Origin of the sequence: Pseudomonas sp. yb_5 (assembly GCF_043103865.1) — a bacterium.
GTDB classification, from domain to species: domain Bacteria; phylum Pseudomonadota; class Gammaproteobacteria; order Pseudomonadales; family Pseudomonadaceae; genus Aquipseudomonas; species Aquipseudomonas putida_Y.
In genome coordinates, this window is the sequence record NZ_JBICKE010000097.1 from 24,911 (window position 1) to 51,675 (window position 26,765).

Genomic DNA, 26,765 nt, shown 5'->3' on the forward strand with positions numbered 1-26,765 from the left:
ATGGAAAACCAGAAAAACCAAAGCATCTACATGCCTAATGACAAGGCAATATGCGACGCAGTTCAAAGCTCAAAAGTCAACAACCAAAGCCTAGCGGAAATATTTTTCAAAAGAGGAATAATAGTCTCCCCAAAAACAGAGAGAAAACCATTAGCACTATACTACTCTAGAATGTTTACAGGCTATAAAGACTTTGACGACTTAACATCCAATCTTCAATCAACGACGCACCGCGAAAAAATAACTTCTAGATTCATTAAAAACATTGCAAGCCATGAAGCATTAGATGCAGCCACTGAATTAAAAGACATAATCAATTCAAAAGACTATCCTAAGGACGCTAATGCTTCGATATCCAAACACCTAAACGAAACAATTTTAACAATCACATACAGCGACATAAATCCGAACAAGAGCCAACTCCAGCAGGTTGTCACCAAGGAAGCTGTGATAAGTATATCCTCAAATTCAGACGAGCTTGTAATCAGGTCTCCTTACAATGAGGACGCAGAGAAATGGACCAATCACCTCATAGAAATACTAAGCATAAAAAAAGAGCAGCCCGTTACAGCCGAGACCATATCTCTAGAATTTATTGACAATGCAGAGCTCAGATCTAAATTTTTAGAAGACCTGATAAATAATATTGATGGTTTTTCTCTTAAGGACGTTTCAAAAGTCTCCATCTTTAACCCCGAGAAAAATAGCCGCGAAGAGTCAGAAATAGATCAAGCAGAGAATGAAGAGGAAGACATTGGATCAGACATCCATGTATTCAAAGCATCCCTAAATGGAAAAGGTGTACTCAACTCCAAAGAAATTGATCTCCTACATAGCAAAGGCTTTTATACCTATCATGCAGTATGGACCTGTACAGAAGATTCGGCCACGCCTGACATATATGAGATAGAAGTTAAGTTTGAAGACTCTGACAACTGCACAAGCTTCTCTCACAAAGTTAAAGGATTCTATCGTTACATTTCCAGTGACAAGCATTCCACAAATAGATTTCCACCTACGGGTACGATTGAAAAGCTAATCCAGTCAAAAATTGAAGCAAAGGCTCGGGAGCTAATTGAAAACCTTACAAAATAACGCACATCACAAGGAGCTTCGTAGTGAAAAAAATATTCAACATCAAAGTTTCCGAATGCCCTCCCGCAGAGCTCTTCGAGAAACTACTACATCACGTGCACCATAACTCACTGGACCATGGACTCTACGATCTAGCTAGAGAAGATAATACAGTCTCTGGTTTTTTCTGGGCCCGTGAAACAGTAATAATTTCAAACGAGCTAGATTTACATACTCCAGGTGAAACTTTAACTTTTTACAAAGTTAATAAATTCGCCTTCACGCTACAGAGCATCAAGAAGTTTGAGTATCTACTAATTATCGATTCATCTTCGCGATCAATCAAACCGTTGATTAAACTACTGCAAGAGGCGACCGGTACAAAAGTATTCATTTCTCAAATAGAGATTTCTCTTACCAACCTCGTCACTCATCTGAAAAGCTCTAGCCCCACACAAATCACAATTACACACGCCTACACCTCTAACCAAGTAATTTCCAAAAGCGAGAAAATCTCATTTTCCATTTACAGCATCGAAAATGCATTAACCGCTGCAAACAAAATCATGAATGGAAGCACAATTAGATTTGATCGAATACGAATGCAAACTTCCAGACAAGGTAATATTCTGAAAATCGACATAAAGAGTAACTGTTTATACAGCATCTCAGAATCCAACTCAGAAATCGAAAAACTCCTGCTGCGATACGTTCTCAGCACTCAAAGTGAGCTTTAATTTTCCGAGCATAAACTATCTTATATGGACAAAAATCATACTATTATGATATCATTTAGCCATACAAATTACTTAAATCAGGTCATAGATGTCGCTCCAAGAATGGGCAAACGTTGCCACAATTATAGGGTCATTTGCTGTTGTCGGATTATCACTGCAAGTTTATATTGCACATAAGCAAGTGAAATCAGACCATGAAAGATCTAGAAGGGAAAAATCTGTAGATATATTACTGGAATGGGCTAAGAATCTAAAGAAGGAGGGCTCTGTTGCTAGGAAAATTGTTGAGTGCCTCAGCGAGGAGCAATGCCGAGATATATTCGGACAGAATGAGGTTAAAATTAACAAAAAGTATGCAAATTTATTAATTCAACTTTTTGGCGAAAATCTTGACGGACTGAACGAGCCGACAGAGACAATAACTATTTCAGAAGCTCAATCAACAGAACTGAGATGGCATGTTGTATCGTATCTAAATTCTTTGGAGTTCACTCTAGTAGCATGGCAGTACTCGGTAGTTGACAAAGAAATTATAGAATCTCAGTTCGGCTATCTTTTCCGCCCATCTGATGGGCACGAGGTTCTCAAAAATTTCCGAAAAGTAGCAGATGGCAGTAAAACATATCCCGCCATAGAAATATTCACAGCTCACCTGTCGCAAAAAGAAAGAGATCAGCTAATTTCTAAAGCAAATGTGGCCTAACGAACGCCAAAAAACAGGAGGGGCAACCTGCTAAGCACCTCCTATGTTTATCCTCAAATCACTTATCTAAAACTTGTTCCCCTATTACTTCCCCAGATGCGTCGATAGCTTTACTTGAGGGGAATTTATAGGATGCATATCTAACAGCCAAAACTGACAGAGACAATAAGAAAACACCGCCACAAAGATATATCAGACCAACATCAGGAGCTTTATGGTGCGAGACATCTCCTATCAGATATCGAGTCAGAGCTGTAATTGCGATGTACAATAGAAACCTTATAGGTAGATGATTGGTTTTAAAATAAATACCAACCATCGCCCCAAGCTCTAAGTAGATAAACAAAAGCAAAATATCATCTACACTTGCATGTCTTGCCTCTACCATTTCCAAGAAAGCCATAACAGAAGCCCACGCCGTCACAGCACCAATCGCAAACAATCCAAGATAGTGAAAGCCTTCTACCAGTAAATTCCCCATGGAATTTGCTTTGCCATGCATATTTTTTCGGCTTTCTTCTGCCCATTTCATACCCGAATACTCCAATCATAGCTAGTTTCAGTCTGCTGTATGGATAATCCGCCGGAAACAATGGTGTGTGTTAGATACGTGTGGTTGGTCTTGAAGTAGATCCCCACCATCGCCCCCAGCTCCAGGTAGATGAACAACAGCAGGATGTCATCGACACTGACCCCGCCCTTGCCCAGCATGTCCAGGAACGTCACCACCGCCGCGTAGGCGGTGATCGCGCCAATGCCGAACAGCGCCAGGTAATGGAACGCCTCGACGCAAAGGTTGCCCAGCGAGTCGGCCGAGCCGTGCAGGCCCTTGCGCAGTTTTTCTGCCCATTTGATGTTCACGATGTTCCATTCCCCGATACGTCTTTAAGGATGATGCGTCGCTGATGTGACGCTTGTGCCATGCAGTTAAAGGGCCAAGCCCCTGTCTTGGAAGGCGACCGATTGCCGCAAGGCACCTTGAGGCATGGTCCATTGCAGAAATGTACGGCCGTGCTTGGGGAAAAATCAGATTTAACCCCTTCCTTGTAGGGCATTTCCCAAAGATACTCTGGCCGCCTGTTTTCCATTGCGGCCGTTTTGGCAGCGATCTAGTCTCGGCGGGTCGTTGCATATCAGCGATCGGCTTTGACAGGCCGCGATGAGATACTTTGCATAGCTTTTCCCTTTATGGTGGCTGTGCATGGGGCACGTTCGCGTGCGCCGGTTCTGGTATCCGCCGGTCTGTCAACCTGTGCACAGCTGCCACCTACCTGTTTGACAGCAAGTGGGGAGCGGCCCCAAAAATGGATACCAGAGCATGCTGAAAATAGTTCCCGATCCACCCCACACCCCCCATTCCCTCGAAGACCCCCTGATCCAGGCCACCGACTACGCGTTGTGCGCAGCTACCGTGGCGCATCAGGCGTTGCTGCTTCAGCCCAAGTCACCGGTTTCGATCCTGATGATGACCTCGATGCATGAGCTGGAGGTGCTGCGGGCTCTGCTTGAGTCGGCACTGGTTCAGGTGCAGATGCCCGCTGAGCCCAGGACTTCGCACTAAGGCTGGTTAATGCGCCGGGAGGTCGGCCTCTTCGCGGGCTCGCCCGCTCCCACAGGATCACCACAGCCTCAAGACTTGCACAGTACCTGTTGGAGCCTGTGGGAGCGGGCATGCCCGCGAAAGGGTCGGCCAGACACTAGAGAAACTTCAGGGGATTGAACAATGACAACAGAAGACACCCAATTCACCGTCGGCAAGACCACTTTCTATCAAGGCGAAAACAGCACCCATCCACTGTTCCGCATCGAGCCCGGCATCCCCTGCAGGGACGCCCGCGAGCAGTCGTCGGAATTGATGGGCTATGTGCGTGAATTGACCATTACTGGCCTGATGGAGGAGAAACCCATGATGATCTGGGCCGCCCATTATCTGAGTGCCATGGCCAAGGCGCTGATGGATGATGCCGAGTTGGGTATGAAGCCGTGAGGATTTCGCTTCAGGTTGGATGAAGGCCTCTATGTGTTTGCCGCAGCAGTTTCAGCGCCTGTGAGATCGAGCGCCGCGCGGGCGGCGCTCGATCTACTACATCTACAGCGCATGTCTTGAGCCAGACTGCTCTCCTTGCGATCACGTGCCTGACGCAAAACCCAGCCGTTAACGCCCCCGTAGGAGCGGGTTCACCCGCGAATAGGCCGGACCTGCCGGCCAATATCCCCCGACCATTCACCGTCGCAGCCGCCACCGCATTCGCCCGGTCTATGCCACGCTACAATTTCTGCTTGCGAACCAACCAGCATTGCCATTACTGTATATAGATACAGTAAACCGCAACACAACCAGCAAAAAGGCATAGAGGTGATGAATGGCCGTCGAAGTGGTGTACCGCAGCAGCCGCGACCCGGAGCGCTTGTTCATGGATAAGGCCGAAGCAGACCGTCACGACAAAATGCTCGAACTGGCCGAGCGCCTGGCCGAGGTGCTGCACAAGGCGGTGCCGTCGCTGACCGAGCAGCAGGTCGAGGAAGCCGGTATCTACATGGCGAAGAACCGCGATGTGTTCGCCCGGGCGTTCAAAAGCCAGCCGGATGCGTTGTCCGAGTTGCTTGAGGATGCTGCTGCCGAGTGATCTGGAGGAGTGGGAGCGGGTTTACCCGCGAAGTGGCCCACAACGCCATCATCACCTTCAGCCATACAACAACCGTTCCGCCAACATCTGCGCCACCCTTGCCGGCGAACGCTTCTCCGCCTGCGCATGGCCAAACACTTCGGTCAACCGTGAAGGGATACGCGCGAGGTGCGCAGTAATTGTGCCCTGGTCTTCGCCACGGTGGGTGAGTGCCACATAGATCAGCCCACCGGCATTGATCACGTAGTCAGGTGCATACAATATGCCGCGCGACTCCAGCTGGTCTGCCACCTGCAAGGTAGTCAGCTGGTTGTTGGCCGCCCCCGCCACTGCCGCACAACGCAGTTGCATCACGCTCTGCCCGTTCAGTACCGGGCCCACGCCGCAGGGTGCAAAGATATCGCAAGGGGTACTGATCAACGCATCGTTGGTCACCGGTTTGGCATCGAACTGCTCCATCGCCAGCCGCACCCGCCCCGGGTCCAGGTCGCTGACCAGCAGTTCCGCGCCCACCGCATGCAATTGCTCCGCCAGTGCATAACCGACATTGCCCAACCCCTGCACCGCTACCCGCAAGCCTCTCAGGTCATCGCTGCCCAGCCGGAACGAGGTTGTGGCACGTATGCCCGCGAACACCCCCATCGCCGCATGTGGCGATGGGTCGCCCGACGCCGTAGTGCTGGTCACGTAGGGAGTACTGTGGGCAATGCAGTCCATGTCCAAGGTCGAGGTGCCACTGTCCACGGCAATGATGAAGCGGCCATGGAAGGTATCGATGAAGCGGCCAAAGGCCTCGAACAGCGCGGCGCGGTTTTCCACATGCGGGTTGCGCATGATCACTGCTTTGCCACCCCCCATCGGCAAGCCGGCCAGTGCTGCCTTGTAGCTCATGCCCTGGGCCAGGCGAATAGCGTCGGTCATGGCGCTTTCGTCATCGGCGTAAGGCAGGTAACGACACCCACCCATGGCAGGGCCCAACTGCTCACTGTGGATTGCCACAACGGCTTTCAGGCCCGTAGACGGGTCATTGAACAGGTGCAGTGACTGGGTACGGGTGCTTTGCATCAGCGCGAACATCGACCGGCTCCCCTACGAGGTGCTCCTTCCAGTATAGGCACGGCCTCGGCGTTGACGCCGCCGCCGGACCACTGGACGAAACCACGCGCCACGGCTAATACTCAAACGTGTGTGGAGATGCCCCATGAAGCCACGTCAAGCCTGCCTGGCCTGCCTGGAACGCGAGCCTGTCGACCTGCTGGAAGCCGCATTGTGGATTGCCGCCGAGCACGACCCTGGTGTCGAGCCCGCGGCCAGCCTTGCTGCGCTGCACGACCTGCAGCGCGAGATAAGCGCCAACCTGCCGATGCTGCCGCTGTGCGAACTGGCCCAGCCACTGCTGCGCCAGCTTAATGCGCTGGGCTTTCAGCAGGATGAATACCACCCCTTGCGCCCGCATGCAGCGATGATGGACAAGGTATTGCAGCGCCGCCGCGGCCAACCACTGACCCTGGCCATCCTCGCTTTGGAACTGGCCAGGCGCCTGTCCATACCGCTGGAGGGTGTGGGCTTCCCTGGCCATTTCCTGCTGCGCGTGCCGGGTGCAGACCACCTGCTCGACCCCTGCGGCGGCCGGCGCCTGTACCCCAGCGACTGCCGCGAGTTGCTGGCGCGCCAGTTCGGCCCGCACCAGGCGCTGACAGCAGAGCATCTGCGCAGCGCCAGCCCGCTGCAGATGCTGCAACGCCTGTCACGCAACCTGCGCCAACTGCACATCAGTAACGACAACCACCTGGCGGCGTTGATCGATGCAGAGCGGATCATGCAGTTGGGCCCGGTGCAGGTGAGCGACTATATGACCCGCGCCTCGCTCTACCATCATCTGGATTGCCCGCAGGCCGAGCGCTTCGACCTGGAGCATGCGTTGCTACTGACGGAAGACCCGGTCCAGCGCCTGAAGCTGTCCGAGCGAATCGGCAAGCTTCCGGCGGCGAACCGTTCACTTCACTGAGCCGGGCTGTCCGGTTGCTGGGCGGGGTGGGCCTTGGTGAACGCCGGGTGCGCGGCCGCCAATGCGGCAACCCGCAGGATGCGTGGGAAGCTGTGGAGGTCGATGTTGAAGCGTTCGGCCGCGTACAACTGCGGGATCAGGTACACATCCGCCAGCCCTGGTGTGTCGCCAAAGCAGAAACCGTGATCGCCAATCAGTTGTTCCACTGCCGCAAGCCCCTGGGTGATCCAGTGGCCGATCCACTGGTTGACCTGCCCTTCGTCCTGACCGGCCTGGCGCAGCCGGTTGAGCACGCTGACGTTGTGTAGCGGGTGAATGTCGCAGCCAATGATGGCCGCCACCCCCCGTACCTTGGCCCGTGCCTCGGCTGTGGCCGGCAGCAACGCAGGCTGTGGATAAACCTCTTCCAGGTACTCGATGATCGCCGGCGACTGCACCAGCACCTCACCACCATCGGTGCGCAAGGCCGGTACGCGGCCCTGCGGGTTGACGGCTACATAGCCCTCACCGCGCTGCTCACCCTGCAGCAGGTTGACCGGCAGGGACTGGTAAGCCAGCCCCTTCAGCGCCAGGGCAATGCGCACCCGGTAGGACGAGGTGGAACGGTAATAGGTGTACAGCTCCATACCCCTGCCTCCTCAGTTGGCTGCGATGACCGTGCCGCGGCATTCGCCGAAACCGATGCTGGCCACGCCATCACGTGTGCAGCGGGCACGCAGGATGATTTCGTCGCCGTCTTCAAGGAATTTGCGCACCTCGCCGCTGGCCAGCTCGATCGGCAGTTTGCCGCCTTCGGTGATCTCCAGCAGGCTACCGAACGATCCCGGCGTGGCACCCGACAGCGTGCCCGAACCGAACAAGTCACCCGGCTGCAGCTGGCAGCCGTTGACGCTGTGGTGCGCCACCAGCTGCGCCACGGTCCAGTACATGCTGCGGGTGTTGCTCAAGGTCAGACGGTGCGGGGCAATGCCCTGTTCGCGCATGCGCTCGGTCAGCAGCAGCACTTCGAGTTCGATATCGAATGCACCGCTGGCCTGGTCGCGCTTGTCCAGCAGGTACGACAGTGGCTGCGGGTCGCCTTCCGGGCGGGCCGGCTGGGCGCAGCGGAACGGCTCCAATGCTTCGGCGGTGACAACCCAGGGCGAAATGGTGGTGATGAAGCTTTTGGACAGGAACGGCCCCAGTGGCTGGTATTCCCAAGCCTGGATATCGCGCGCCGACCAGTCGTTGAGCAGGCACAGGCCGGCTATGTGCTCGGCTGCATCGCCTACCGGAATTGCCTGGCCCATGTCATTGCCCTGGCCAATCCAGATACCCAGTTCCAGTTCGTAGTCCAGACGAGCGCAAGGGCCGAAGCTCGGCTCGGTGTGCCCGGCCGGCAGGGTCTGGCCCTTGGGCCGGCGCACGTCGGTGCCGGACGGGCGGATGGTGGAGGCGCGGCCGTGATAACCGATCGGCACGTACTTGTAGTTGGGCAGCAGTGGGTTGTCGGGACGGAACAGTTTGCCCACGTTCTTCGCATGCTCGATACCAACGTAGAAATCGGTGTAGTCACCGATCTGCGCTGGCACGTGCAGCTGGCAGTCGCTGGCCGGGAGCAGCGCCGGCTTCAGGGCTGCCTGGTGTTCGCTGTGCTCGCCCAGCAGCACCTGCAAACGCTCGCGCAGGGCTACGCGGGCGTTGCGGCCCAAAGCGAAGAATGCGTTCAGAGCCCCACCGCGGGTGGCTTCAACGGCGGCCTTGGCCGCCCCGTCGAACAGGCCGGCGGCCAGCACCGCCTCCAGGTCGAGGATCGCGTCGCCGATGGCCACGCCACAGCGCCTGGCTTCACCCGGCCGGCTGAAGATGCCCAATGGCAGGTTCTGCAGGGGGAAGTCGCTGTGCCCGTTGGCGTGCTCGACCCAGCTACGGGCATTGGCAGAGTGGTTCATGGATTATCTCCGGTTCGGGTTGAAGGTGCTCGGCAAGGTTGCCCAGCAACTATCGTAGTCGGCCTGCAATTGCGGGCATTCAAGGGCTTGCAGGCTCGGGCGCAACACTTGGCTGGTCTCGAACATGAAGGCCATGGTGTTGTCGATCTTGTGCGGCGCCAGGTCAGCGGCAATGGCCTTCTCACAGGTTTCGGCGTCGGGGCCATGGGCACTCATCACCCCGTGCAACGAGGCACCACCCGGCAGGAAGCCCTCGGCCTTGGCGTCGTAGGCGCCATTGATCAGGCCCATGAACTCGTTCATCAGGTTGCGGTGGAACCATGGCGGACGGAAGGTGTTCTCGGCCACCATCCAGCGGGGCGGGAAGATCACGAAGTCCATGTTGGCCATGCCATGCACGCTGGTTGGCGAGGTGAGCACGGTGAAGATCGAGGGGTCCGGGTGGTCGAAGCTGACGGTGCCGATGGTGTTGAAGCGGCGCAGGTCATACTTGTACGGCACGTTGCTGCCATGCCAGGCCACAACGTCCAGTGGCGAGTGCTGCAGCTCGCAGGCCCAGTGCTCACCCAGGAACTTCTGTACCAGTTGCACCGGGCCTTCGGCTTCTTCGTAGTGGGCCACAGGCGTGAGGAAGTCGCGGGGGTTGGCCAGCCCGTTGCTGCCGATCGGGCCCAGGTCCGGCAGGCGCAGCGGCGCACCGTGGTTTTCCGCGATATAGCCACGGGCCTGGCCGTCGAGCAGTTCGACGCGGAACTTCATGCCACGTGGGATCACCGCAATTTCCAACGGTTCGACCTCCATCACGCCCAGCTCGGTGGCGATACGCAAGCGGCCCTGTTCCGGCACCAGCAGTAGCTCACCGTCAGCGTTGAAGAACACCCGTTCCATGGACCGGTTGGCGCGGTAGATGTAGATGCTCACGCCAGCCGGTTTTTCCGCTGCGGCGTTGGCGACCATGGGCAGCCAACCTTCGATGAAATCGGTCGGTTCGGCAGGAATCGGCTGCGGGCTCCAGCGCAGGCGATTGGGGTTGATGCCACCCAGTGGCCCGCCGAGCGGCTGGCGCGCCAGACGCTCGAAGCGTGGGTGCAAGGCAGAAGGCCGAATGCGGTATAGCCAGGTACGGCGCAGCTCGCTGCGGGCCATGGTGAACGCCGTGCCCGACAGCAGCTCGGCATACAGGCCGTACGGGGCCTTCTGCGGGGAGTTCTGCCCGACAGGCAGCGCCCCGGGCAATGCTTCGCTGGCGAATTCGTTGCCGAAGCCGCTCAGGTAGTGAAGGTCGGGCGACGTGTCGCGGTTCATCGATGCCTCCGGATTTTGTTTTTATCGTAATCAGATTACGAATAACGTAATTTGCTCCGCTCAAGGCGTCAAGCTATAAAGGCGACACGATAAATCCGGAACCTCCCCGCCCATGGCCAAAGCCAACTCCCCCACCGACACCGGCAAGCAGAAGGTCCGCTCGGCGGAAGTCGGCACCGATATCCTCAAGGCCCTCGCAGAACTCTCACCCTCGACTTCACTATCACGCCTGGCCGAGCACGTGCAGATGCCTGCAAGCAAAGTGCATCGCTACCTGCAGGCGCTGATTGCCAGTGGTTTTGCCGAACAGGATGCCGCCACCAACCATTATGGGCTGGGGCGTGAGGCACTGCGGGTGGGGCTGGCGGCGTTGGGCAGCATCGATGTGCTCAAGGTGGCGGCAATGCCGTTGTCGCAGTTGCGAGATGAACTCAACGAAAGTTGCTTCATCGCCGTGTGGGGTAACCAGGGGGCCACGGTGGTAAGCATCGAACCTGCCGTGCGCGCGGTCACCGTGGTGACCCAGATCGGTTCGGTGCTGCCATTGCTCAGTTCGTCCACCGGGCTGGTATTCGCCGCCTATCTGCCCGAGCGAGAAACCCAGGAGCTGCGCGACAGGGAACTGGCCGTTTTGCAACAAACCGCCAGTGACTACCACACACTGCTGGCCGGCATCCGCAAACAGGGCCTGCACCATGTGCATGGCCTGCTGATGCCGGGGGTGGATGCGCTGTCGGCGCCAGTATTCAACGCCATGGGGCAGATCGCCGCGGTGATGACCGTGGTCGGGCCGACGTCGATCTTCCATGCCGATGAACATGGGCCGGCGGCGCAGCGCCTGCTCACGGCCGCACGAACCGTGAGCTGGCGCATGGGTTACGCGGGCAACCCACACTGCGCTTCGACGTCTAGCGTTTCCTCCTCGACGAGCCAGAGCAGTTCCTGAGAGAAGCCATCATAAAGGGCGGGCGCCACCTCGCTCACCAAATCGCCGTAGTCATCGCATAGCCGCCCGATGACACGCGAGAATGCCGTGGGCTGCGACACCTCTGCCCGGGAAAGCACGGTGATGTATTTCTGCGCGGCACCGAACAGCCGTACCAAGACCCCCGTGGAAGCCACCGTTCCTGCCACCCCCGCCGCGAACGACAGCAAGGCGGCAGAACGGTCGCCATCGCTCCATGCGATGGCCCCGGTGACGAAGGACCTGGCCGCACAGAAAAGCCCGACGGCCATGGCCGCCGGTGGAAACGGCACCGTGAGGATGCCAGCCAGTACGATCCCCCACTCCACCACCACGGCCGAAATACGCTCGGCAGCGCCTGCGCTGTCTTCAGCGGCTTCGTTGATCATCCGCCTGATCCGCTTTTCAAGGTCCTGGACAGGATCCCCGATACGCCCGGTCTCCCCTATCGGCGCCCGCACGCCCCTGCCTCGGGCAACGGCGTCCAGCACCACCTCAATGCCATCTCCGGCGCGCAGTTGCTCTTCGATCAATGCGTTCATGCGCGACTGGCTCGATAACGGCACGCGGTCCTGGCAATAACCTGCCAAGTCGTGCTCACGCCAGGTCCTTGCCAGCTCACTGAGGGTCCGCAGAGTGGGCCCTTGCTCGATTTCTGGCAGATAGACCAGAGGCTCAAGTTCGCGGTCCCGAGCAGGTTTCAGCAGGTAGGCACCCTGGACGGGGCAATCGTCCATCCATAACGGATAAAGGTTGCACGCCGCGTCGATCGAGGTCCCGGAAAAGCTGTCGATCACTGACGCCAGCCACTGCGCATGGCGACCCGACAAGCTGCCCTGAAGTTTCTCGCTGAGCACGGCACGCCTGATCTTCAAAGCGAAGAGCGTGCGATAACACTGCCTGAGCCTTTCATATTCAGGCCTGGAGCGGTCGAGTAACTGCGCTTTCACTTCTTCGATGTACTTGTTGCCCAGGTCGGCAGCGCGGATGTAGCTCCCCAGCAGCGCCGGGCTCAGGTGCGAGATATCCTGGCCCGTAGCCGAGGTGATGCGGGCAAAGCCGGAAAAATTGTAATACGTGGGATACCCTTTGATGACGGTCTGCGTCAGTGTGCGAAAAGCATCCTCTTCCAGCGCTATCAATACCTGATCCGGGTTGATTGGGCCGCCGCGATTGCCCGGGTATGAATTGACCTTTTCCGTCACCTGTCGATGAGCGAAGGTGCGAAAGCTCGGCATCTTCATCAGCGACTGATACCTGGCCTGTGCCAGCTTGAGCAGTTGGTCGATATCAACCAGTGCCTGCTGCTCGGTACGACTGGCTTTGATGAACCAGCTTGGCGTGGTGGCCTGCTGATCCTCGATCAGGGCAGTGATCTTGCGCCTGGCCAGGGCATTGAGCACATCCGGCCACTGCTGCGACTTGACCGGCGCGAGCGTCACGCTGTGCATGGACCAGTCGGTGGGCAGCATCCCGACCTTGCGCAAATGGCGCTTGAGCGAATCATGCTGGGCCCACGAGCATTGCCCCAGCAGGTACTCACTGCCTACCGGCAACAAGGTCCAGCTACCGATTTCGAGCGCCATTTTTTCGAGTGAGTCGAAAAGATGAAAATCGCCTCCCGGTGCGCCGGGGGCATAGAGCAGGTACTGATCGCCCTGTACCAGGCACAGCAGGTCCTTCAAGGGCGTTGGCGCACCATTGAGGCAAACCAGACCGGCGCTGATGCCATTGGCCTGCATTTCCCCCCGGCGTGCGTGGTGCAACAGATCGAACGCCGCCGGGTGAAAACCTTGATGACGAGCGGCCTGATTGGCCAGCGCCAGCCGCGCATCAAGAACCTCACACAGTGCGGCCATGGTCAACGTGTCGTCATAGAGCGTACGGATCTGTTTGACGTAGCTGACGCGCAAATCCAGTTTCTCGATCACCCGCTGGACAGAGGTGCCCCCCAACAATGAACGGTGCCGCTCACCCAGGACTTCGACCTTGAGCTGGCACCCGCTGTAGCCACCACTCAACGCCCAATCGAGCAGGGTGTGTTTCATCGCCTGCTCAGGGTCATCGACGTGACTGACTCGCAGCCGCACCTGCTCGGGGTCGATATTCAGCCCAAGGGCTTGCTTGACCTGTTTCTGGGCGAAGCTGCGCAGGTCGCGCCATTGCGCCAGACGCTCGGTGCAACGCTTCTCCTTCACCTGCAGATCATCTTCCAGTTGTCGATAGGCTTGCAGTGCCTCGCCCTGCATGAACCGCCGCCATTCGGGCAGCAGGCTGGTGCGGTACGCGCGCACATGCCGCGTCGCACGTTTCTGCAGCGCAGCCACCAGAGGCTCAAGCCGGGCCGCACTGTCGAGCTGGGTGAGACGCCGGGCGTCATCGACCTTGATCCGCAGGCTGCGCCGGGTGGCTTCAAGCTGGATAGCCTGCAGATCACGGATGAAATACCTGTGAAGTGGCACCTGCAGCGGCACGAAATCGAGTGTCAAACCCTCTGTAGACAGCGCTGCCCGCTCTTGCGAAGACAACAGCCAACGCAACGGGCTGCCTTCAGCAAAGGCAGGGGCGAGTTCACGGGCTGCGCGCGCGCGTTCAGTGTCGAACCAGCAACCGCTGGCCAGGCTGTAGATCAGGAAATCCGCAGGTGCGTCCGGGTTCTGTTCGAGGTCATGACTGCTGGCAACGACACCCGGCAAACGAAAACGCAAATCGCCGGCAACCAGGTGCACCTCATGCTTGTTTACGTCCCCGCCCTGCTCGAGGGCCTCGATACCGGGTTCCCAGGCCTTGAACGTAAGGGCCTTGAGGCGCGTTTCGGCAAACATCAGCTGGATCAAATGGGACGCCAGGGTAAGTGATTTCGAACTTAACCTGGACTGTTGCTCCCACCACTGGTCAAGAACCGCCTGCCTTTGCGGCACAAGCGACTCGACAACCGCCAACGGCAAACGCTTCTGCTCGGTGAACTGTTGTCGATGAGCCTCCGGGATCAGGCTGGCCAGTTGCGCAACCGTAGCCATCAGCTGTTGCAGCTCCTGGGCGTGAGCCATCATGGCCTTCACCTGTTCTTTCACAGAGCGTGCACCTGGGCACCCTTCACCGAGATCGGGGATGCCAAGATTGAAATCGATAGACATGAACTGTGCTCCAAAATTACCGAAGCAGCAGAGTGAACGGATGATAAAAGCAATAGCGCAGGGAAGCTTACCCAGCACTTGGCACTGTTGCCTGAAACGTAAAGGTGAATGTCGACAGAAGCTATTTTTCCAGACGGATCAAGCGCTTATTCTTAACTCACTGGCCGGCTTGAAGGGCTCTCCCCCCCGCTTTTCAAGCCTGCGAGGTTCACCGACGTAGATTTTGAAGCTCCTTGATCTGACGTCTCGATTGGCCGCTGCGGCTTGCAGCGGCCTTTTTTTTGGGCGACTGAAAATGCACGCTGGCTGTCAGGTGACCGTCAATATTTTCAGCGTCGATGAGACCGAGCGCCGCACGGACAGCGCTCTGTCCCGTTAGCGCAAAGGCCCCGTCATGACCACGCCACTTTCGGTGGGTAATAGCTCAGCGGCCGCTCACGAAAGGCCAGGTAGTGGCGCAGTACCTGCACTGGCGCTTCCGTATGCGGGTAATGGCCAATGCCCAGTAACTGCACGGTGTCCGGCTCCGGCACCAGTTGCCGGTAGCGCTCAAGCATGTGCGCGCCGGAAAGCGGGTCGACAATGCCATTGATCAAGCGCAGCGGCACGCCTTTACGTTGCATCGCCCCTACCCAGCGCTCGCGGTGCAACCTGCGCTCTGGCATGTAGCCCACCAGCTTGTGCAGGATGCGCGTGCCCCGGTTGGCAGCGATCAGGCTCCAGAAGTCATCCAGCGCGCTTTCACTGGGATGGGTGCAGGGGCCGTAGACCTGCATCACATTACGCACCAGATCGTCACGCCCGAACGAGCGCCCGACCAGCCAGCCAAACCGGCTGAGCAGCAGCTTCTGGATCAGTAGCATGCGGCAGCTTTCGGGGAACAGCCCGCTGTTGAGGAACACACAGCTGCCAATGTCGGCACGCTGCTCATGGTGTCGCGCCAGCAACTCCTGCGCCACGCTGCCACCGTAGTCGTGAGCCAACAGGTGTACCGGCTCCGTGACCTGCAGGTGGGCAAGCAATGCCTGCTGCAGGTCTGCTTGCTCCATCAGGCTGTAAGTGTGATCGACGGGCTTGTCCGAATCACCAAAGCCGAGCATGTCGCAAGCGATCACCCGGAAACGTTGGCTCAGAGGGCCCCACAGGTAGTGCCAGTCCCAACTGGCGGTGGGGAAACCGTGTAACAGAAGCAGAGGCTCTCCTTGCCCTGCGGTCCAGTAGCGGATGCTCTGGCCCCGGAAGATGAAACTCTGTGCCCGGGTACGCCAGACGCACAATGGAATCTCGGCCATAGGCATCAGATGGGTCCCGGTTTAGTGGTGTTGGCGGAATAGGGCAAGGCTGCGTTCATTGCATGTCACCTCGGCACTTACATGTGCTCTCTATGTCGAGGCAAAGTCTAGCCAGCAGCCCATTGGCTGGAACTTGCGTTGCCAGCCAGCTTGATGACTGAGCGAGTCAGTGGCACGAACGGTCAGAGGAGCAAGGCCAACAAGGGGGCCGCGAACAGGTTGAGTAGCCCGGTCAGGACCATCACCAGGCCGGCCACCGAGCCTTCCTCACGGCCCACTTCCTGCGCCCGGCTGACCCCGGCACCATGCGCGCCAACACCGAACAGCGCTCCCCGTGCCAACGGTGTGCGCAGCGGCAGCCAACGCAATAGCACACCGCCGAACATGGCACCGAGCACGCCGGTGAACATCACGAACACCGCTGTCAGCTCTGGCACCCCACCTAGGTCATGGGCCAGCGGCATGGCAAAGGGCGTGGTGATCGAGCGCGGCACCAGCGACAGGCTGGTTGCGCTGTCCAGCGCCAACAGGTGCGCCAGCCCCCAGGAGCTGGCGATCGAGGCACTGCTGCCAGCGACCATGCCCATCATCAAGGCCGGCCAGTGGCGCGCCAGCATGGCCCGCTGCTGCCAGATCGGCACCGCGAAGGCTACGGTCACCGGGCCGAGCACGCTCATCAACCAGTGGGTGTTGCGCGCATACTCGGCATAGGCTGTATGCAGTGGCACGGCCACAGCCAACAGCAACAACGGCACCAGGATCAACGGTGACAGCAGGTAGCGTTTGCTACGCCGGTACAACCAGCGGCTGCCCAGGTAAGCCAGCAAGGTCAAGGCCAACCAGAACAGCGGCATGGGTTCAAGGCTCATGGCGCAACCTCCAGCGGCACACCAGCTCAACGGTCATGGCGGTCACTATCATCACCATCAGCGTGCTCACGGCGATCACCAGCAAGATGCGCCAGCCCTCATCACGGATCAGTGAGCCATAGTCGAGCAAACTCATCAGCGCCGGGATGAAGAACAACAGCATCTCAGCCATCAGCCAGCCAGCACCCAGTTGCAGCATGGCCGGTTTGAGCACACCCGAAGCGAACAGTATCAACAGCAGTGCCAGGCCCATCACACCACCGGGGATCGGCCAGCCCAGCCAACTGGCAATCTGGCCACCAAGCAGGAACAGCGCACAGAGAACCGCCAGCTCGACAAGCAGGCGCAGGGCTTTTTTCAATAATGCAGGTTTCATGGCGGGGTTCCTCGACAGGCCCTCATTTTAAGATTTGGCTGCCTAGGCCAGAAGCGAATTGTTAGACTACTCGCCATTCCAAAATGGAATTCGACTCATGGAGTTCAAACAACTGCGCAGCTTCATTGAAGTTGTGCACCGCGGCGGTTTTACCCAGGCGGCACAGACCCTGCACATCAGCCAGTCGGCCGTGAGCAAGCAGGTGGCCCAGCTTGAGCAAGATGTGGGCCAGCCGCTGCTGGAGCGCCAGGCGTCGCACCTGCACCTGACCGCTGCCGGGCGCATCGTGCTGGAACGTGGCGAAGCCCTGCTGCGCATGCGCCAGGCGCTGCTCAACGAGCTGGACGATCTCAGCCAGATGGAGCGTGGCGAACTACGCCTGGGCTTGCCGATGCTTGGCAGCGACACATTGTTCGCCGGCTTGTTCGCCGAGTACCGGCGGCGTCATCCGAACATCGCCATCCAGCTGCTTGAAGGCGGCAGCCGCAACGTCGAACAGGCCGTCAGAAGTGGCGAACTGGAACTGGGCGGCTGCTTGACGCCCACCGACGAGGCATTCGACTACCAGCCCTTCTGCAACGAGCCGCTGGATGCCTTGCTGCCGGCTGGCCATGCCCTGGCGGGCCTGGACGCCGTGGGCCTGAGGCAACTGGCCGATACACCGTTCCTGCTGTACCAGCGCAGTTTCGTGCTCAACGACCGGCTGCTGAAGGCGTGCCAACAGCAGGGCTTCACCCCCAAGGAAGGCGGGCGCAGCGGCCAGGCGGATTTTTTGGCGGCGCTGGTGGCAGCGGGCCAGGGCGTGGTGATGCTGCCCCGGGTAGTGGCAAAAGCGCTGGAGCGCCCCGGGGTGGTGCGTGTGCCGTTGAATACGCAGGAGGATTTGCGTTGGGATATCGCGTTTATCTGGCGACGCGGCGCCTACCTGTCACGGGCGGCGCAGGCGTGGTTGGCCTTGTTGCGCGAGCCGCACAGCTAACACGCCTGCACAGGTGCCGGTTCAGGCTTTCAGTGCGTTCGCCAACTCAGCCAGCCAAGGCTCGGCATCCGCTTCCGGGGTCACCGTCTCGCTCGCATCCAGGCGCAGCATTGGCTGCACTTCGCGCACGCCCAGTTCGGCGAACAGCTCACGCATCTGCTCGCCACCACCGCAATAGGTATCGCCATAACTGGAGTCGCCCAGCGCGATCACCGCGCCAGGCAGGCCGCGCCAGGCCGCGGGCAGCGTGTCACGAAGGGTGCTGTACAGCGGCATGAGGTTGTCCGGCAGCTCACCCATACCGGTGGTCGAGGTCACGGCCAGCAAGGCGTCAGGGGCAAAACCCTGAAGATCCTGAAGGGTGGCACGCGCAGCATGCCAAGCCTCGAAACCTGCCGCCTTGAGCAGCGATTCAGCGTGACGGGCGACTTCTTCGGCGGTGCCATAGACCGAGCCGGAAATAATGGCGACTTTCATCGAGTAGAGGATTCCGAAACTGAGTGAAAACGTAGGATACTAGCATTCAACGCTGGCAAAAGGCCGCCCTTACCAAAGTCGCCATCTTCCGTTTTCCTTCACCTATGGCCCGGACATGATCAACGCGCAATTGCTGCAATCGATGGTCGATGCGTCCAATGACGGCATCGTGGTTGCCGAACAGGAAGGCGACGACACCATCCTGATCTACGTGAACGCCGCTTTCGAATGCCTCACTGGCTACAACCGTGACGAGATTCTCTATCAGGATTGCCGGTTCCTGCAGGCTGACGACCGTGACCAGCTTGGCCGCGCACGCATCCGCAAGGCCATGGCCGAGGGCCGCCCATGTCGCGAAGTGCTGCGTAACTATCGCAAGGATGGCAGCGCCTTCTGGAACGAGTTGTCGATCACGCCGGTGAAGAGCGACTTTGACCAGCGCACTTACTTTATCGGCATCCAGAAAGACGTCAGCCGCCAGGTCGAACTGGAACGGGAGCTGGCAGAACTGCGCGCTCGTCCGAAACCCGACGAACGCGCCTGAACCAAGTCCGCCACGCACGGTCAATTCCGTTGAAGAAATCGCCACCACCGAGTTCGATCATGCAAGCAGACGCGCTCCTGACCCAGGACGAGCTGGATTTCATACAGAACATGCAGCATTCGCCGCAACTGAACCTGGCTGACACCATGTCGAGCCTGCTGGTCAATGGCGACCGCCGCATACAAAGCTTGCTCACCCGGTTGGTGGCTAACGAGCAGGTGACCTTGCAGGCCCAGTTCAACAACCAGCAAATCAGTTTCCCGCTGCAGTTGGTAGAGGACGAGTTCCACGCCCTGCACCTGCAACTGGGTTCACCGGAAATCTACGAAGACGGCCCCATGCTGCGCCCATGGCGCCTGGCGATGGACCAGCCGAGCGCACTGCTCGATGCCCATGACGAAACAAGCGGCCTGTGGGTACGCGAGATTTCCTTCAAGGGTGTGCTGCTGGAAGTCCGTGATTTGCCAGCAGCACCCGCCCGCTTCGCGCTGCGCTTCGCCCCGGGCGGCATCAACCCGATCGAACTGCATGGTGTGTTGGGCCGGCGCATCGGCTCGGACCTGGCTGCCTACGACCTCAGCCAAAGCCCAGCCGAAGAAATCGAACGCCTGCGCGACTACATCCTCCAGGCGCACCGCCGCGCCCACCCCGAGCTGCACACTCAGGTATCGAGCTGACGGGCTAGAAACTGCCGCAAGCGCTGGCGCATCACACTGCCCTGCGCGCCCAGGCAGGCTACAGGGCTGCCAGCCAGGCTGTCCTGTACCGCTTCCGCCGCTTCACCGGCCAGTAACAATGGGCATTCCAGCATCGATGCCAGGCGCTTGAAGTGCCGGGCGAGTTCTGCTGTGGGCGATTGATGGGAAAACAGCACCAGGGCGTCCGGCTTCAGCCGTTCGCAGACCAGCGCAAGCTCTTGCAGCGGCTGCCCGTTCGCCAACGGGATCACGCGAACTTCGTCGCTATCCAGGATCAGGCTGGTTACCAGCAACTCAAGCTCATGGCACTGCCCCGGCAATGGCGCCAATAGCACGGTGCGGCTACACGGCACACGGGCCAGCTGCAAGCGGGCGAAAACCCGACCGCGCAGGAACTGGTCATAGAACAGCCATTCGCTGGCCTGCCCATAGCCGCCTTGCCGGACTACCATGTCATGCCACACCGGCATGAGTACATCCGCGAAAACCTGATCCAGGGTGCTGGCTGCGAACACCTCGTCATAAAGGCGATTCAGGCCCGCCACATCGAAGTGCTGTACCGCCAGGCGAATCTGGTTTTGCCAGCGCAGGCTAGTGTCCACCGCGCCGCCAGCCTGCCCGGAGAGGGCATGTCCGCGGGCCAGAATACTGCCCACCTTGCTGACCGCCACGCCGCGCTCCAGCCACCCGAGGATACGGCGGATTTCATCGATATCAGCCTGGGAATACAAGCGGTGACCACTGTCGGTACGGATGGGCTGGATCAGTCCATAACGGCGCTCCCAGGCACGAAGGGTGACGGCGTTGACACCGGTCAAGCGTGACACTTCACGAATCGGAAACAGCTCCTGCTGCTCGAAGCTCGCATCGATCAACGGTTTACGTCCCTGTTCGTTCATCTGCACGAAGTACCCTGAGTGCGAAAAACTGGGCACATAGCTTACTACGACTGTGTCGGTCTGTTGGTGCCACCGTTTAACTGCCGATATTTGCCGAAGATCGCAACTGCGCGATAATGCGCGCCCGATTCTTGCATGCACGACTGCGTCGCCCATCACCCCGGGCCACACAGCCAAAGGGGCCAGCTACCCGCCAGCCCCGTTGCCAGGAGATACACGATGTCTACCCCACCCGTTACCCTCATGGTGTCGCGCCGCGCCGCCCATGGCCGCTACCAGGACCTGCTGGCCTGGCTGCACGAAGGCGAACAGCTGGCCACCGACTTCCCTGGCTACCTCGGCTCGGGCATCCTTGCCCCGCCTCAGGATAGCGACGAATTTCAGATCATCTTCCGCTTCAGCGACGAGCCGACCCTGCATGCCTGGGAACACTCCGCCTCTCGCCGCGCATGGTTACAACGCGGCAACGGCCTGTTCGAGCGCCCCAAAGAGGCGCGCGTCAGCGGTATCGACGACTGGTTCGGCACCAACAGGGTGCAAAAACCGCCTCGCTGGAAGCAGGCCGTGGCCATCTGGCTGGCGTTTTTTCCAGTCTCGCTGGCCTTCAACCTGCTGTTCGGCCATTGGTTGACGGCGCTCGACCTCATACCCCGGGTACTGCTCAGCACCCTGGCCCTGACGCCGGTCATGGTGTACCTGTTCATCCCGCTGTCCACCCGCCTGCTAGCCAGTTGGCTGCAGGCCTCCCCACCCACTGCCGGCGCCTTGCGCAGCCGCTGAGGCCAGGCCATACAACAGGGAAACAGTTCGGGTATGCTGGGTGGCAACCAAAGGACAGACAAGTTGACCACCCCGAACATGAACAGCCCCATTCTCGTTACCGGAGCCAGCCAGCGCGTCGGGCTGGCCCTGGCCCTCGAACTGGCACAGGCCGGCCATACGGTGGTCAGTGCCAGCCGCAGCATCCAGCCGCAGGCAGCCCACCCCAACATCGTGCAGTTTCAGGCCGACCTGTGCCACGCGGGCGACCGCCAGGCGCTGATCGATCACCTGCACGATCGTTACGACGGACTGCGCGCCATCATCCACAACGCCTCACTATGGCTCGACGATAGCCTCGACAACCTCGAGACCATGTTCCGCCTGCACGTCGAAGCGCCCTACCACCTCAACCTGGCCCTGGGCGACCTGCTGGCCAAGGTGGAAAAGGCCGACATCATCCACATCTGCGACGAAACCTCCTCGCGCGGCAGTAAAAGCCACATCGGCTATGCCGCCACCAAGGCCGCGCTGCAGAACATGGTGCTGTCATTCGCCGAAAAATATGCGCCCACGGTGCATGTGAACGGTATCCTGCCCGGGCTGCTGATCCTCAAGGAAGGGGGGGACGAAGCCTACCGCCAGCAAACCCTGAAAAAGGCCCTGCTGGAGTTCGAACCCGGCGCCGGCCCGCTGATCGAGACCGTCAAGTACCTGCTCGCCAGCCAGTACAGCACCGGCAGCCAGGTGGTCATCAACGGTGGCCGCCACCTGAAGAACCGCATGACTTGAGAGAAGACCATGACCCCACAACAACAGCTTGAGCTCGAGGCCGCCGCATTCCGGCGCCTGGTCGAACACCTGCAAAAGCGCACCGATGTACAGAACATCGACCTGATGAACCTGTCCGGTTTCTGCCGCAACTGCCTGTCCAAGTGGTACAAGGCCGCCGCTGACGAGCGTCAGCTGGACCTGAGCCTGGATGATGCCCGCGAAGCGGTGTACGGCATGCCCTACGCCGAGTGGAAAGCCCAATACCAGAAAGAAGCCAGCGCCGAACAACAAGCGGCGTTCGAAAAAGGAAAACCTCGTGACTGATCTGAATACCCTGCGCGCAAGCCTGGCCAGCGGCCAACATGTATTTGCCGATACCTTGGCGTTCATTGCCGACAATTACAGCTACCAGCCGCAGGCCTTCAACAACGGCGGCGTGGAGAATGCGGCAGGGCAGAACGAAGGTTCGTGCAAAACCCTGGGCCTGGCCTTGCTTGAAGGGCTGAGCGACCAGGAAGCACTGCTGGCCTTCGGCGAGCACTACCGTGATGTGGTGGCCACACCTGAGGGTAGCGACCATGGCAACATCCGTGCGCTGATCAAACACGGTCTGGCGGGTGTGAAGTTTGCTGCGCAGCCGCTTGCGCGCAAGGCTTGAGATAGCCGGGGCCGCTTTGCGGCCCCACTGTCCTGCGCCCACCATCAACCCATAATGGTGCCAGGCCCCCCACCTTCCAGCCTCCCCTGCCGCAACCACTGCAAGGCCACCGGCCACAGGTTTTCGCGAAACCGGTCATGGAAGAACGCGAAATGGCCAATTTCCTCGGCCGAGATATCCACAGGTGCAATGCGCAGGTGCTGGCGCTCGCCCCCCTGTAGATAACCCAATAAACGCTCGGTCGCCGCCACGGTCCCAAAAGGGTCGTCAGTCAGACTGATGGCCAGCGTCGCCGCACGCACCTGGGCGAACGGTAGCGCCGCCAACGCCCGCCCGCTGGGGCGGTGCTCATAACGTGGTGTGCGTGTGGTCCAGTCATGCACCACACCGGCTGGCGTGTCTTCCAGCCAACCCAGGCGCTTGCCGGGAAAGTAGCCGAATACCCGGGTCAGCAGCGGCATGACCACATGCCACTTGCCGAACAGTTGCCAGCGCTGGCTGGCCGCGTAGTCGCGCCAGTAGGCGAACTGCGCGCCAACCATGACGACCCGACGGATCTCGCCAGCCGACGGTGCCAGGCCTACTGCACAACCGCCGAAACTGTGCCCCACCACGTCCACCGGCTGACCTGGGAAATGCGCTGCCGCATGCGCCAGCATGGCTTCGAAATCCAGCCGGCCCCAGTCGCTCCAGGAGGCCTGGAAACCACGCAGCGACGCAGGCCGGGATTCGCCGATACCACGGTAGTCATAGGTCAGCACATCGCAGCCGTGGGCGAACAGGTAGTCGGCAAAGCGGGCGTAATAGCGGCAGCGTACCGAAGTGGCAGCGTTGATGATCACCAGCGGGCGCTGGGGGTCAGGTTGGGCGTGGTACCAGCAGAAGCCGCCGAGGCGGTAGCCGTCGGCCGCGGGGTGGCGAAATGGGGTAGCAGGTTGGGTGAGGCTACTCATGGCGCATTCCCTGTCGTTGTGCGCCAAAACTAGCAAATATTTTGTAGCCTGTACCGGCCTCTTCGCGGGCAAACCCGCTCCTACAGGGGGAGAACCTGTGGGAGCGGGTTTGCCCGCGAAGAGGCCGGTACAGGCTTACCCGATTACAGCTCGACGCAGTCGAACTTCACATCGGTGGCTACGTCTTCGTCGTAGTTGACGTCAGCGCGCTCGAAGCCGAACAGGTTGAGGAACTGCTTCTTGTAACCGGCGTAGTCGGTCAGCTCGAACAGGTTCTCGGTGGTCACCTTGGGCCACAGGGCCTTGCAAGCGTTCTGCACGTCGTCACGCAGCTCCCAGTCGTCCAGGCGCAGGCGACCCTTCTCGTCGACTTCTGCCGGCGCACCGTCGGTACGGTACATACGGTCGCGGTACATGCGGTCAAGCTGGTCCTGGGTGCCTTCGTGAACACCTTTCTCCTGCATGATCTTGAAGACCATCGACAGGTACAGTGGCATCACCGGGATGGCCGAGCTGGCCTGGGTAACCACCGACTTGAGCACCGCCACATTGGCGCCGCCTTTCACTTCACCGGCCAGCTTCTGGTTCAGACGCAGGGCAGTTTCGTCCAGGTCCTGCTTGGCCTGGCCCAGTGCACCGTGCCAGTAGATCGGCCAGGTGATATCGCTGCCGATATAGCTGAAGGCCACGGTGCGAGCGCCTTCGGCCAGTACATTGGCGCCAGCCAGCGCATCGATCCACAGCTGCCAGTCCTGGCCACCCATGACGGTGACGGTGTCGGCAATTTCCTGCTCGGTGGCCGGCTCGATGCTGGCCTCGATGATGGTGTCCTTGTTGGTGTCGATGGCGGTCGACTTGTACGGCTGGCCGATCGGCTTGAGTGCCGAGCGGATGACTTCACCCGTCTGCGGCAGCTTGCGCACGGGCGAAGCCAGCGAATAGATGACCAGGTCGACCTTGCCACCCATTTCGTTCTTGATCAGCTCGATGACCTTGGCGCGGGCTTCGTCGGAGAAGGCGTCACCGTTGATCGACTTGCTGTACAGGCCCTCGGCCTTGGCGAACTTGTCGAAGGCAGCAGCGTTGTACCAGCCAGCAGTGCCGGCCTTGGTCTCGGTGCCTGGTTTTTCGAAGAACACGCCCAGGGTGTCGGCCTTGAAGCCGAACGCCGCGGTGATGCGGGCTGCCAGGCCGTAGCCGCTGGAAGCACCGATGACCAGGACCTTCTTCGGGCCATCCTCGCGTACGCCCAGCTTGCGGGTGGCTTCGATCTGGTCACGGACGTTGAGCTCGCAGCCCTTCGGGTGAGTCGTGGTGCAGATGAAACCGCGAACCTTAGGATGAATGATGGCCAATGTCTGTACCTCGTCAGGTTTATGCCGGGGAAGCGCCGCTTGGGGCGATTCCGATTGATCAGAGGGTGAGACTACCCCCGCAGGTTATCCGACACATATTAAGGGGTGATCATGGGGATGCAAAACCAGAGTTCTTCTGTGCAGGAGGGTCATGGCAGCACGAAATCCAGCTTGGCAGGTTAGAACGTCCGCCACCCATTGATTTGTTTTTCACATCAATCCGAAAGAAAAACAAACTTAACAAATAAGCCAAACCCGCCGATGCTGGCGGCACTACGCCCATTGCACGGAGAACAACAACATGAACGACGTGGTGATCGTCGCCGCAACCCGTACCGCCATCGGCAGCTTCCAGGGCGCCTTGGCCAGTGTGCCTGCAGTCGACCTCGGCGCCGCCGTGATCAAGCAACTGCTGAAACAAACCGGGCTGGACCCGGCCCAGGTCGACGAAGTCATCCTCGGCCAAGTGCTTACGGCCGGTGCCGGTCAGAACCCGGCCCGCCAGGCGGCGATCAAGGCTGGCCTGCCCTTCAGCGTACCGGCCCTGACCCTGAACAAGGTCTGCGGCTCGGGCCTCAAGGCCCTGCACCTGGCCGCCCAGGCGATCCGCTGCGGCGATGCCGAGGTGGTGATTGCCGGTGGCCAGGAAAACATGAGCCTTGCCCCCTACGTGATGCCCTCGGCCCGTACCGGCCAGCGCATGGGCCATGGCCAACTGATCGACAGCATGATCACGGACGGCTTGTGGGATGCCTTCAATGATTACCACATGGGCATCACTGCCGAAAACCTGGTGGACAAGTACGGTCTAACCCGTGAACAGCAGGATGCCTTCGCTGCCGAATCGCAGCGCAAGGCAGTGGCGGCGATCGAGGCCGGCCGTTTCGACGCTGAAATCACCCCCATCGTGCTGCCGCAGAGAAAGGGAGAGCCCAAGGTTTTTGCCCGTGACGAGCAACCACGCCCGGACACCACCGCCGAGTCCCTGGGCAAACTGCGCCCGGCCTTCAAGAAGGACGGCAGCGTTACCGCAGGCAATGCTTCCAGCCTGAACGACGGCGCCGCCGCCGTGCTTCTGATGAGCGCAGCGAAGGCCGAGGCTTTGGGCCTGCCGGTGCTGGCGAAGATCGCCGCCTATGCCAGTGCCGGGGTAGACCCCGCGATCATGGGTATCGGTCCGGTTTCGGCGACCCAGCGTTGCCTGGACAAGGCCGGTTGGCAACTGGCCGAACTGGACCTGATCGAAGCCAACGAAGCCTTTGCCGCCCAGGCGCTGGCCGTGGGCAATGCGCTGGCATGGGATGCCGCACGGGTTAACGTCAATGGAGGGGCGATTGCCCTGGGCCATCCGATTGGTGCTTCCGGGTGCAGGGTGCTGGTGACCCTGCTGCACGAGATGATCAAGCGGGATGCCCAGAAAGGCCTGGCCACCTTGTGCATTGGTGGCGGGCAAGGGGTGGCGCTGGCCATCGAGCGCTGATTGATTCAAGCAGGCCCGCCCTCTTCGCGGGTGAACCCGCGCCTACACTGATCGGTGATGGACACACATCGGTGATCGGGCGCAGGCCGTTGTAGGAGCGGGTTTACCCGCGAAAGGGCCGGGCCTGCTGGCCAATTTCCACCAGCCGTTCACTGTTGCCGCCGCC

The 26,765-nt window shown here is 59.4% G+C and carries 29 protein-coding genes and 1 pseudogene; 16 read left to right on the forward strand and 14 right to left on the reverse strand.

Going from position 1 to position 26,765, the window contains the following annotated elements; translation table 11 throughout:
- From ACF8GF_RS16575 to ACF8GF_RS16585, 3 genes are all read left to right on the forward strand, one after another.
- Positions 1-1,095 (forward strand): hypothetical protein, encoded by a 1,095-nt coding sequence (locus ACF8GF_RS16575; protein WP_392462159.1) that lies wholly within the window; start codon positions 1-3, stop codon positions 1,093-1,095.
- Between the two features lie 23 nt (positions 1,096-1,118).
- Complete coding sequence (locus tag ACF8GF_RS16580) at positions 1,119-1,811, forward strand: hypothetical protein (RefSeq protein ID WP_392462161.1); 693 nt, start codon at positions 1,119-1,121, stop codon at positions 1,809-1,811.
- 88 nt (positions 1,812-1,899) lie between these two features.
- Complete coding sequence (locus ACF8GF_RS16585) at positions 1,900-2,514, forward strand: hypothetical protein (protein ID WP_280076536.1); 615 nt, start codon at positions 1,900-1,902, stop codon at positions 2,512-2,514.
- 58 nt (positions 2,515-2,572) lie between these two features.
- On the opposite strand, the gene ACF8GF_RS16590 is transcribed toward ACF8GF_RS16585, so the two are convergent.
- Together ACF8GF_RS16590 and ACF8GF_RS16595 are read right to left on the reverse strand one after the other, a co-directional pair.
- Positions 2,573-3,046 (reverse strand): phosphate-starvation-inducible protein PsiE, encoded by a 474-nt coding sequence (locus ACF8GF_RS16590; protein WP_392462163.1) that lies wholly within the window; start codon positions 3,044-3,046, stop codon positions 2,573-2,575.
- Positions 3,047-3,126: 80 nt separating this feature from the next.
- Positions 3,127-3,375, reverse strand: a pseudogene (locus ACF8GF_RS16595) (phosphate-starvation-inducible PsiE family protein); the annotation flags it as partial.
- Positions 3,376-3,832: 457 nt separating this feature from the next.
- On the opposite strand from ACF8GF_RS16595, the gene ACF8GF_RS16600 reads away from it, so the two are divergent.
- From ACF8GF_RS16600 to ACF8GF_RS16610, 3 genes are all read left to right on the forward strand, one after another.
- Positions 3,833-4,075 carry a hypothetical protein gene (locus tag ACF8GF_RS16600; protein WP_392488676.1) on the forward strand — a complete coding sequence of 81 codons (243 nt, stop codon included), beginning with the start codon at positions 3,833-3,835 and terminating at the stop codon, positions 4,073-4,075.
- 162 nt (positions 4,076-4,237) lie between these two features.
- Positions 4,238-4,501: a DUF3077 domain-containing protein gene (locus ACF8GF_RS16605; protein WP_176682545.1), complete on the forward strand. Its 264-nt coding sequence runs from the start codon at positions 4,238-4,240 to the stop codon at positions 4,499-4,501.
- Positions 4,502-4,877: 376 nt separating this feature from the next.
- Positions 4,878-5,141 (forward strand): YebG family protein, encoded by a 264-nt coding sequence (locus tag ACF8GF_RS16610; protein WP_176682544.1) that lies wholly within the window; start codon positions 4,878-4,880, stop codon positions 5,139-5,141.
- A gap of 57 nt (positions 5,142-5,198) precedes the next feature.
- Here the strand turns inward: ACF8GF_RS16610 and ACF8GF_RS16615 are convergent, their stop codons facing one another.
- Entirely contained in the window at positions 5,199-6,218 is a 1,020-nt protein-coding gene (locus ACF8GF_RS16615; protein WP_176682543.1) for a Glu/Leu/Phe/Val dehydrogenase, read from the reverse strand.
- Between the two features lie 124 nt (positions 6,219-6,342).
- Here ACF8GF_RS16615 and ACF8GF_RS16620 point away from each other — a divergent pair, with 124 nt between their 5' ends.
- A complete protein-coding gene (locus ACF8GF_RS16620; RefSeq protein ID WP_392488677.1) occupies positions 6,343-7,149 on the forward strand; it encodes a SirB1 family protein in 807 nt (268 codons plus the stop codon).
- Here the strand turns inward: ACF8GF_RS16620 and maiA are convergent.
- Genes maiA through hmgA form a run of 3 tightly spaced genes read right to left on the reverse strand, consistent with a single transcriptional unit; the run spans position 7,143 to position 10,385 of the window.
- Complete coding sequence (maiA, locus tag ACF8GF_RS16625; protein ID WP_209963526.1) at positions 7,143-7,775, reverse strand: maleylacetoacetate isomerase; 633 nt, start codon at positions 7,773-7,775, stop codon at positions 7,143-7,145. The two genes, ACF8GF_RS16620 and maiA, sit on opposite strands and share 7 nt — an antisense overlap.
- A gap of 12 nt (positions 7,776-7,787) precedes the next feature.
- The gene (gene fahA, locus ACF8GF_RS16630) at positions 7,788-9,080 is read right to left on the reverse strand and encodes a fumarylacetoacetase (RefSeq protein ID WP_392488678.1); all 1,293 of its coding nucleotides are present in this window, start codon (positions 9,078-9,080) and stop codon (positions 7,788-7,790) included.
- Between the two features lie 3 nt (positions 9,081-9,083).
- Positions 9,084-10,385: a homogentisate 1,2-dioxygenase gene (hmgA, locus tag ACF8GF_RS16635; RefSeq protein ID WP_392488679.1), complete on the reverse strand. Its 1,302-nt coding sequence runs from the start codon at positions 10,383-10,385 to the stop codon at positions 9,084-9,086.
- 112 nt (positions 10,386-10,497) lie between these two features.
- On the opposite strand from hmgA, the gene ACF8GF_RS16640 reads away from it, so the two are divergent.
- Entirely contained in the window at positions 10,498-11,331 is an 834-nt protein-coding gene (locus tag ACF8GF_RS16640; protein WP_176682538.1) for an IclR family transcriptional regulator, read from the forward strand.
- On the opposite strand, the gene ACF8GF_RS16645 is transcribed toward ACF8GF_RS16640, so the two are convergent.
- The 4 genes from ACF8GF_RS16645 to ACF8GF_RS16660 form a co-directional block, all read right to left on the reverse strand.
- Positions 11,262-14,486 carry a hypothetical protein gene (locus tag ACF8GF_RS16645; protein ID WP_392488680.1) on the reverse strand — a complete coding sequence of 1,075 codons (3,225 nt, stop codon included), beginning with the start codon at positions 14,484-14,486 and terminating at the stop codon, positions 11,262-11,264. The two genes, ACF8GF_RS16640 and ACF8GF_RS16645, sit on opposite strands and share 70 nt — an antisense overlap.
- Positions 14,487-14,878: 392 nt before the next feature.
- Positions 14,879-15,784, reverse strand: a complete 906-nt coding sequence (locus ACF8GF_RS16650; RefSeq protein ID WP_103469453.1) for an alpha/beta fold hydrolase — start codon at positions 15,782-15,784, stop codon at positions 14,879-14,881.
- A gap of 176 nt (positions 15,785-15,960) precedes the next feature.
- Entirely contained in the window at positions 15,961-16,647 is a 687-nt protein-coding gene (locus ACF8GF_RS16655) for an LrgB family protein (RefSeq protein WP_392488681.1), read from the reverse strand.
- Positions 16,637-17,023 (reverse strand): CidA/LrgA family protein, encoded by a 387-nt coding sequence (locus ACF8GF_RS16660; protein WP_101196255.1) that lies wholly within the window; start codon positions 17,021-17,023, stop codon positions 16,637-16,639. Before ACF8GF_RS16660 ends, ACF8GF_RS16655 begins: the two co-directional genes overlap by 11 nt.
- 97 nt (positions 17,024-17,120) lie before the next feature.
- On the opposite strand from ACF8GF_RS16660, the gene ACF8GF_RS16665 reads away from it, so the two are divergent.
- Entirely contained in the window at positions 17,121-18,002 is an 882-nt protein-coding gene (locus ACF8GF_RS16665; protein WP_176682533.1) for a LysR family transcriptional regulator, read from the forward strand.
- Between the two features lie 21 nt (positions 18,003-18,023).
- On the opposite strand, the gene ACF8GF_RS16670 is transcribed toward ACF8GF_RS16665, so the two are convergent.
- Entirely contained in the window at positions 18,024-18,479 is a 456-nt protein-coding gene (locus tag ACF8GF_RS16670; protein WP_392488682.1) for a flavodoxin, read from the reverse strand.
- A 115-nt stretch (positions 18,480-18,594) separates the two neighbouring features.
- Here ACF8GF_RS16670 and ACF8GF_RS16675 point away from each other — a divergent pair, with 115 nt between their 5' ends.
- Positions 18,595-19,023, forward strand: coding sequence for a PAS domain-containing protein (locus ACF8GF_RS16675; protein ID WP_392488683.1), 429 nt, complete (start codon positions 18,595-18,597; stop codon positions 19,021-19,023).
- A 59-nt stretch (positions 19,024-19,082) separates the two neighbouring features.
- Positions 19,083-19,700, forward strand: coding sequence for a hypothetical protein (locus tag ACF8GF_RS16680; RefSeq protein WP_176682530.1), 618 nt, complete (start codon positions 19,083-19,085; stop codon positions 19,698-19,700).
- Here the strand turns inward: ACF8GF_RS16680 and ACF8GF_RS16685 are convergent.
- The gene (locus tag ACF8GF_RS16685) at positions 19,685-20,620 is read right to left on the reverse strand and encodes a MerR family transcriptional regulator (RefSeq protein WP_392462178.1); all 936 of its coding nucleotides are present in this window, start codon (positions 20,618-20,620) and stop codon (positions 19,685-19,687) included. The genes ACF8GF_RS16680 and ACF8GF_RS16685 overlap by 16 nt on opposite strands.
- A gap of 219 nt (positions 20,621-20,839) precedes the next feature.
- Between ACF8GF_RS16685 and ACF8GF_RS16690 the strand changes: the two genes are divergently transcribed.
- From ACF8GF_RS16690 to ACF8GF_RS16705, 4 genes are read left to right on the forward strand one after another with little or no spacing between them, the layout of a single operon-like run.
- Positions 20,840-21,400: an antibiotic biosynthesis monooxygenase gene (locus tag ACF8GF_RS16690; protein WP_176682528.1), complete on the forward strand. Its 561-nt coding sequence runs from the start codon at positions 20,840-20,842 to the stop codon at positions 21,398-21,400.
- A 33-nt stretch (positions 21,401-21,433) separates the two neighbouring features.
- On the forward strand, positions 21,434-22,171 hold the full coding sequence (gene folM / locus ACF8GF_RS16695; protein WP_176682527.1) for a dihydromonapterin reductase: 738 nt from the start codon (positions 21,434-21,436) through the stop codon (positions 22,169-22,171).
- Positions 22,172-22,180: 9 nt separating this feature from the next.
- On the forward strand, positions 22,181-22,477 hold the full coding sequence (locus ACF8GF_RS16700; RefSeq protein ID WP_010955294.1) for a DUF1244 domain-containing protein: 297 nt from the start codon (positions 22,181-22,183) through the stop codon (positions 22,475-22,477).
- The gene (locus tag ACF8GF_RS16705; RefSeq protein ID WP_003251646.1) at positions 22,470-22,811 is read left to right on the forward strand and encodes a HopJ type III effector protein; all 342 of its coding nucleotides are present in this window, start codon (positions 22,470-22,472) and stop codon (positions 22,809-22,811) included. Before ACF8GF_RS16700 ends, ACF8GF_RS16705 begins: the two co-directional genes overlap by 8 nt.
- Before the next feature lie 44 nt (positions 22,812-22,855).
- Here ACF8GF_RS16705 and ACF8GF_RS16710 read toward each other — a convergent pair whose 3' ends face one another.
- Together ACF8GF_RS16710 and fabV are read right to left on the reverse strand one after the other, a co-directional pair.
- The gene (locus ACF8GF_RS16710) at positions 22,856-23,764 is read right to left on the reverse strand and encodes an alpha/beta fold hydrolase (RefSeq protein WP_392488684.1); all 909 of its coding nucleotides are present in this window, start codon (positions 23,762-23,764) and stop codon (positions 22,856-22,858) included.
- Between the two features lie 143 nt (positions 23,765-23,907).
- Positions 23,908-25,119, reverse strand: coding sequence for an enoyl-ACP reductase FabV (gene fabV / locus ACF8GF_RS16715; RefSeq protein WP_176682524.1), 1,212 nt, complete (start codon positions 25,117-25,119; stop codon positions 23,908-23,910).
- A gap of 301 nt (positions 25,120-25,420) precedes the next feature.
- Here fabV and ACF8GF_RS16720 point away from each other — a divergent pair, with 301 nt between their 5' ends.
- Complete coding sequence (locus ACF8GF_RS16720) at positions 25,421-26,599, forward strand: acetyl-CoA C-acetyltransferase (protein WP_176682523.1); 1,179 nt, start codon at positions 25,421-25,423, stop codon at positions 26,597-26,599.
- Positions 26,600-26,765: the final 166 nt, after the last annotated feature.

Coding starts and splice junctions, on each gene's coding strand:
- ACF8GF_RS16575 (WP_392462159.1), top strand. CDS start 1: ATGGAAAACCAGAAAAACCAAAGCATCTACATGCCTAATGACAAGGCA.
- ACF8GF_RS16585 (WP_280076536.1), top strand. CDS start 1,900: ATGTCGCTCCAAGAATGGGCAAACGTTGCCACAATTATAGGGTCATTT.
- ACF8GF_RS16590 (WP_392462163.1), bottom strand. CDS start 3,046: ATGAAATGGGCAGAAGAAAGCCGAAAAAATATGCATGGCAAAGCAAAT.
- ACF8GF_RS16600 (WP_392488676.1), top strand. CDS start 3,833: ATGCTGAAAATAGTTCCCGATCCACCCCACACCCCCCATTCCCTCGAA.
- ACF8GF_RS16605 (WP_176682545.1), top strand. CDS start 4,238: ATGACAACAGAAGACACCCAATTCACCGTCGGCAAGACCACTTTCTAT.
- ACF8GF_RS16610 (WP_176682544.1), top strand. CDS start 4,878: ATGGCCGTCGAAGTGGTGTACCGCAGCAGCCGCGACCCGGAGCGCTTG.
- ACF8GF_RS16615 (WP_176682543.1), bottom strand. CDS start 6,218: ATGTTCGCGCTGATGCAAAGCACCCGTACCCAGTCACTGCACCTGTTC.
- ACF8GF_RS16620 (WP_392488677.1), top strand. CDS start 6,343: ATGAAGCCACGTCAAGCCTGCCTGGCCTGCCTGGAACGCGAGCCTGTC.
- maiA (WP_209963526.1), bottom strand. CDS start 7,775: ATGGAGCTGTACACCTATTACCGTTCCACCTCGTCCTACCGGGTGCGC.
- fahA (WP_392488678.1), bottom strand. CDS start 9,080: ATGAACCACTCTGCCAATGCCCGTAGCTGGGTCGAGCACGCCAACGGG.
- hmgA (WP_392488679.1), bottom strand. CDS start 10,385: ATGAACCGCGACACGTCGCCCGACCTTCACTACCTGAGCGGCTTCGGC.
- ACF8GF_RS16640 (WP_176682538.1), top strand. CDS start 10,498: ATGGCCAAAGCCAACTCCCCCACCGACACCGGCAAGCAGAAGGTCCGC.
- ACF8GF_RS16645 (WP_392488680.1), bottom strand. CDS start 14,486: ATGTCTATCGATTTCAATCTTGGCATCCCCGATCTCGGTGAAGGGTGC.
- ACF8GF_RS16650 (WP_103469453.1), bottom strand. CDS start 15,784: ATGCCTATGGCCGAGATTCCATTGTGCGTCTGGCGTACCCGGGCACAG.
- ACF8GF_RS16655 (WP_392488681.1), bottom strand. CDS start 16,647: ATGAGCCTTGAACCCATGCCGCTGTTCTGGTTGGCCTTGACCTTGCTG.
- ACF8GF_RS16660 (WP_101196255.1), bottom strand. CDS start 17,023: ATGAAACCTGCATTATTGAAAAAAGCCCTGCGCCTGCTTGTCGAGCTG.
- ACF8GF_RS16665 (WP_176682533.1), top strand. CDS start 17,121: ATGGAGTTCAAACAACTGCGCAGCTTCATTGAAGTTGTGCACCGCGGC.
- ACF8GF_RS16670 (WP_392488682.1), bottom strand. CDS start 18,479: ATGAAAGTCGCCATTATTTCCGGCTCGGTCTATGGCACCGCCGAAGAA.
- ACF8GF_RS16675 (WP_392488683.1), top strand. CDS start 18,595: ATGATCAACGCGCAATTGCTGCAATCGATGGTCGATGCGTCCAATGAC.
- ACF8GF_RS16680 (WP_176682530.1), top strand. CDS start 19,083: ATGCAAGCAGACGCGCTCCTGACCCAGGACGAGCTGGATTTCATACAG.
- ACF8GF_RS16685 (WP_392462178.1), bottom strand. CDS start 20,620: ATGAACGAACAGGGACGTAAACCGTTGATCGATGCGAGCTTCGAGCAG.
- ACF8GF_RS16690 (WP_176682528.1), top strand. CDS start 20,840: ATGTCTACCCCACCCGTTACCCTCATGGTGTCGCGCCGCGCCGCCCAT.
- folM (WP_176682527.1), top strand. CDS start 21,434: ATGCTGGGTGGCAACCAAAGGACAGACAAGTTGACCACCCCGAACATG.
- ACF8GF_RS16700 (WP_010955294.1), top strand. CDS start 22,181: ATGACCCCACAACAACAGCTTGAGCTCGAGGCCGCCGCATTCCGGCGC.
- ACF8GF_RS16710 (WP_392488684.1), bottom strand. CDS start 23,764: ATGAGTAGCCTCACCCAACCTGCTACCCCATTTCGCCACCCCGCGGCC.
- ACF8GF_RS16720 (WP_176682523.1), top strand. CDS start 25,421: ATGAACGACGTGGTGATCGTCGCCGCAACCCGTACCGCCATCGGCAGC.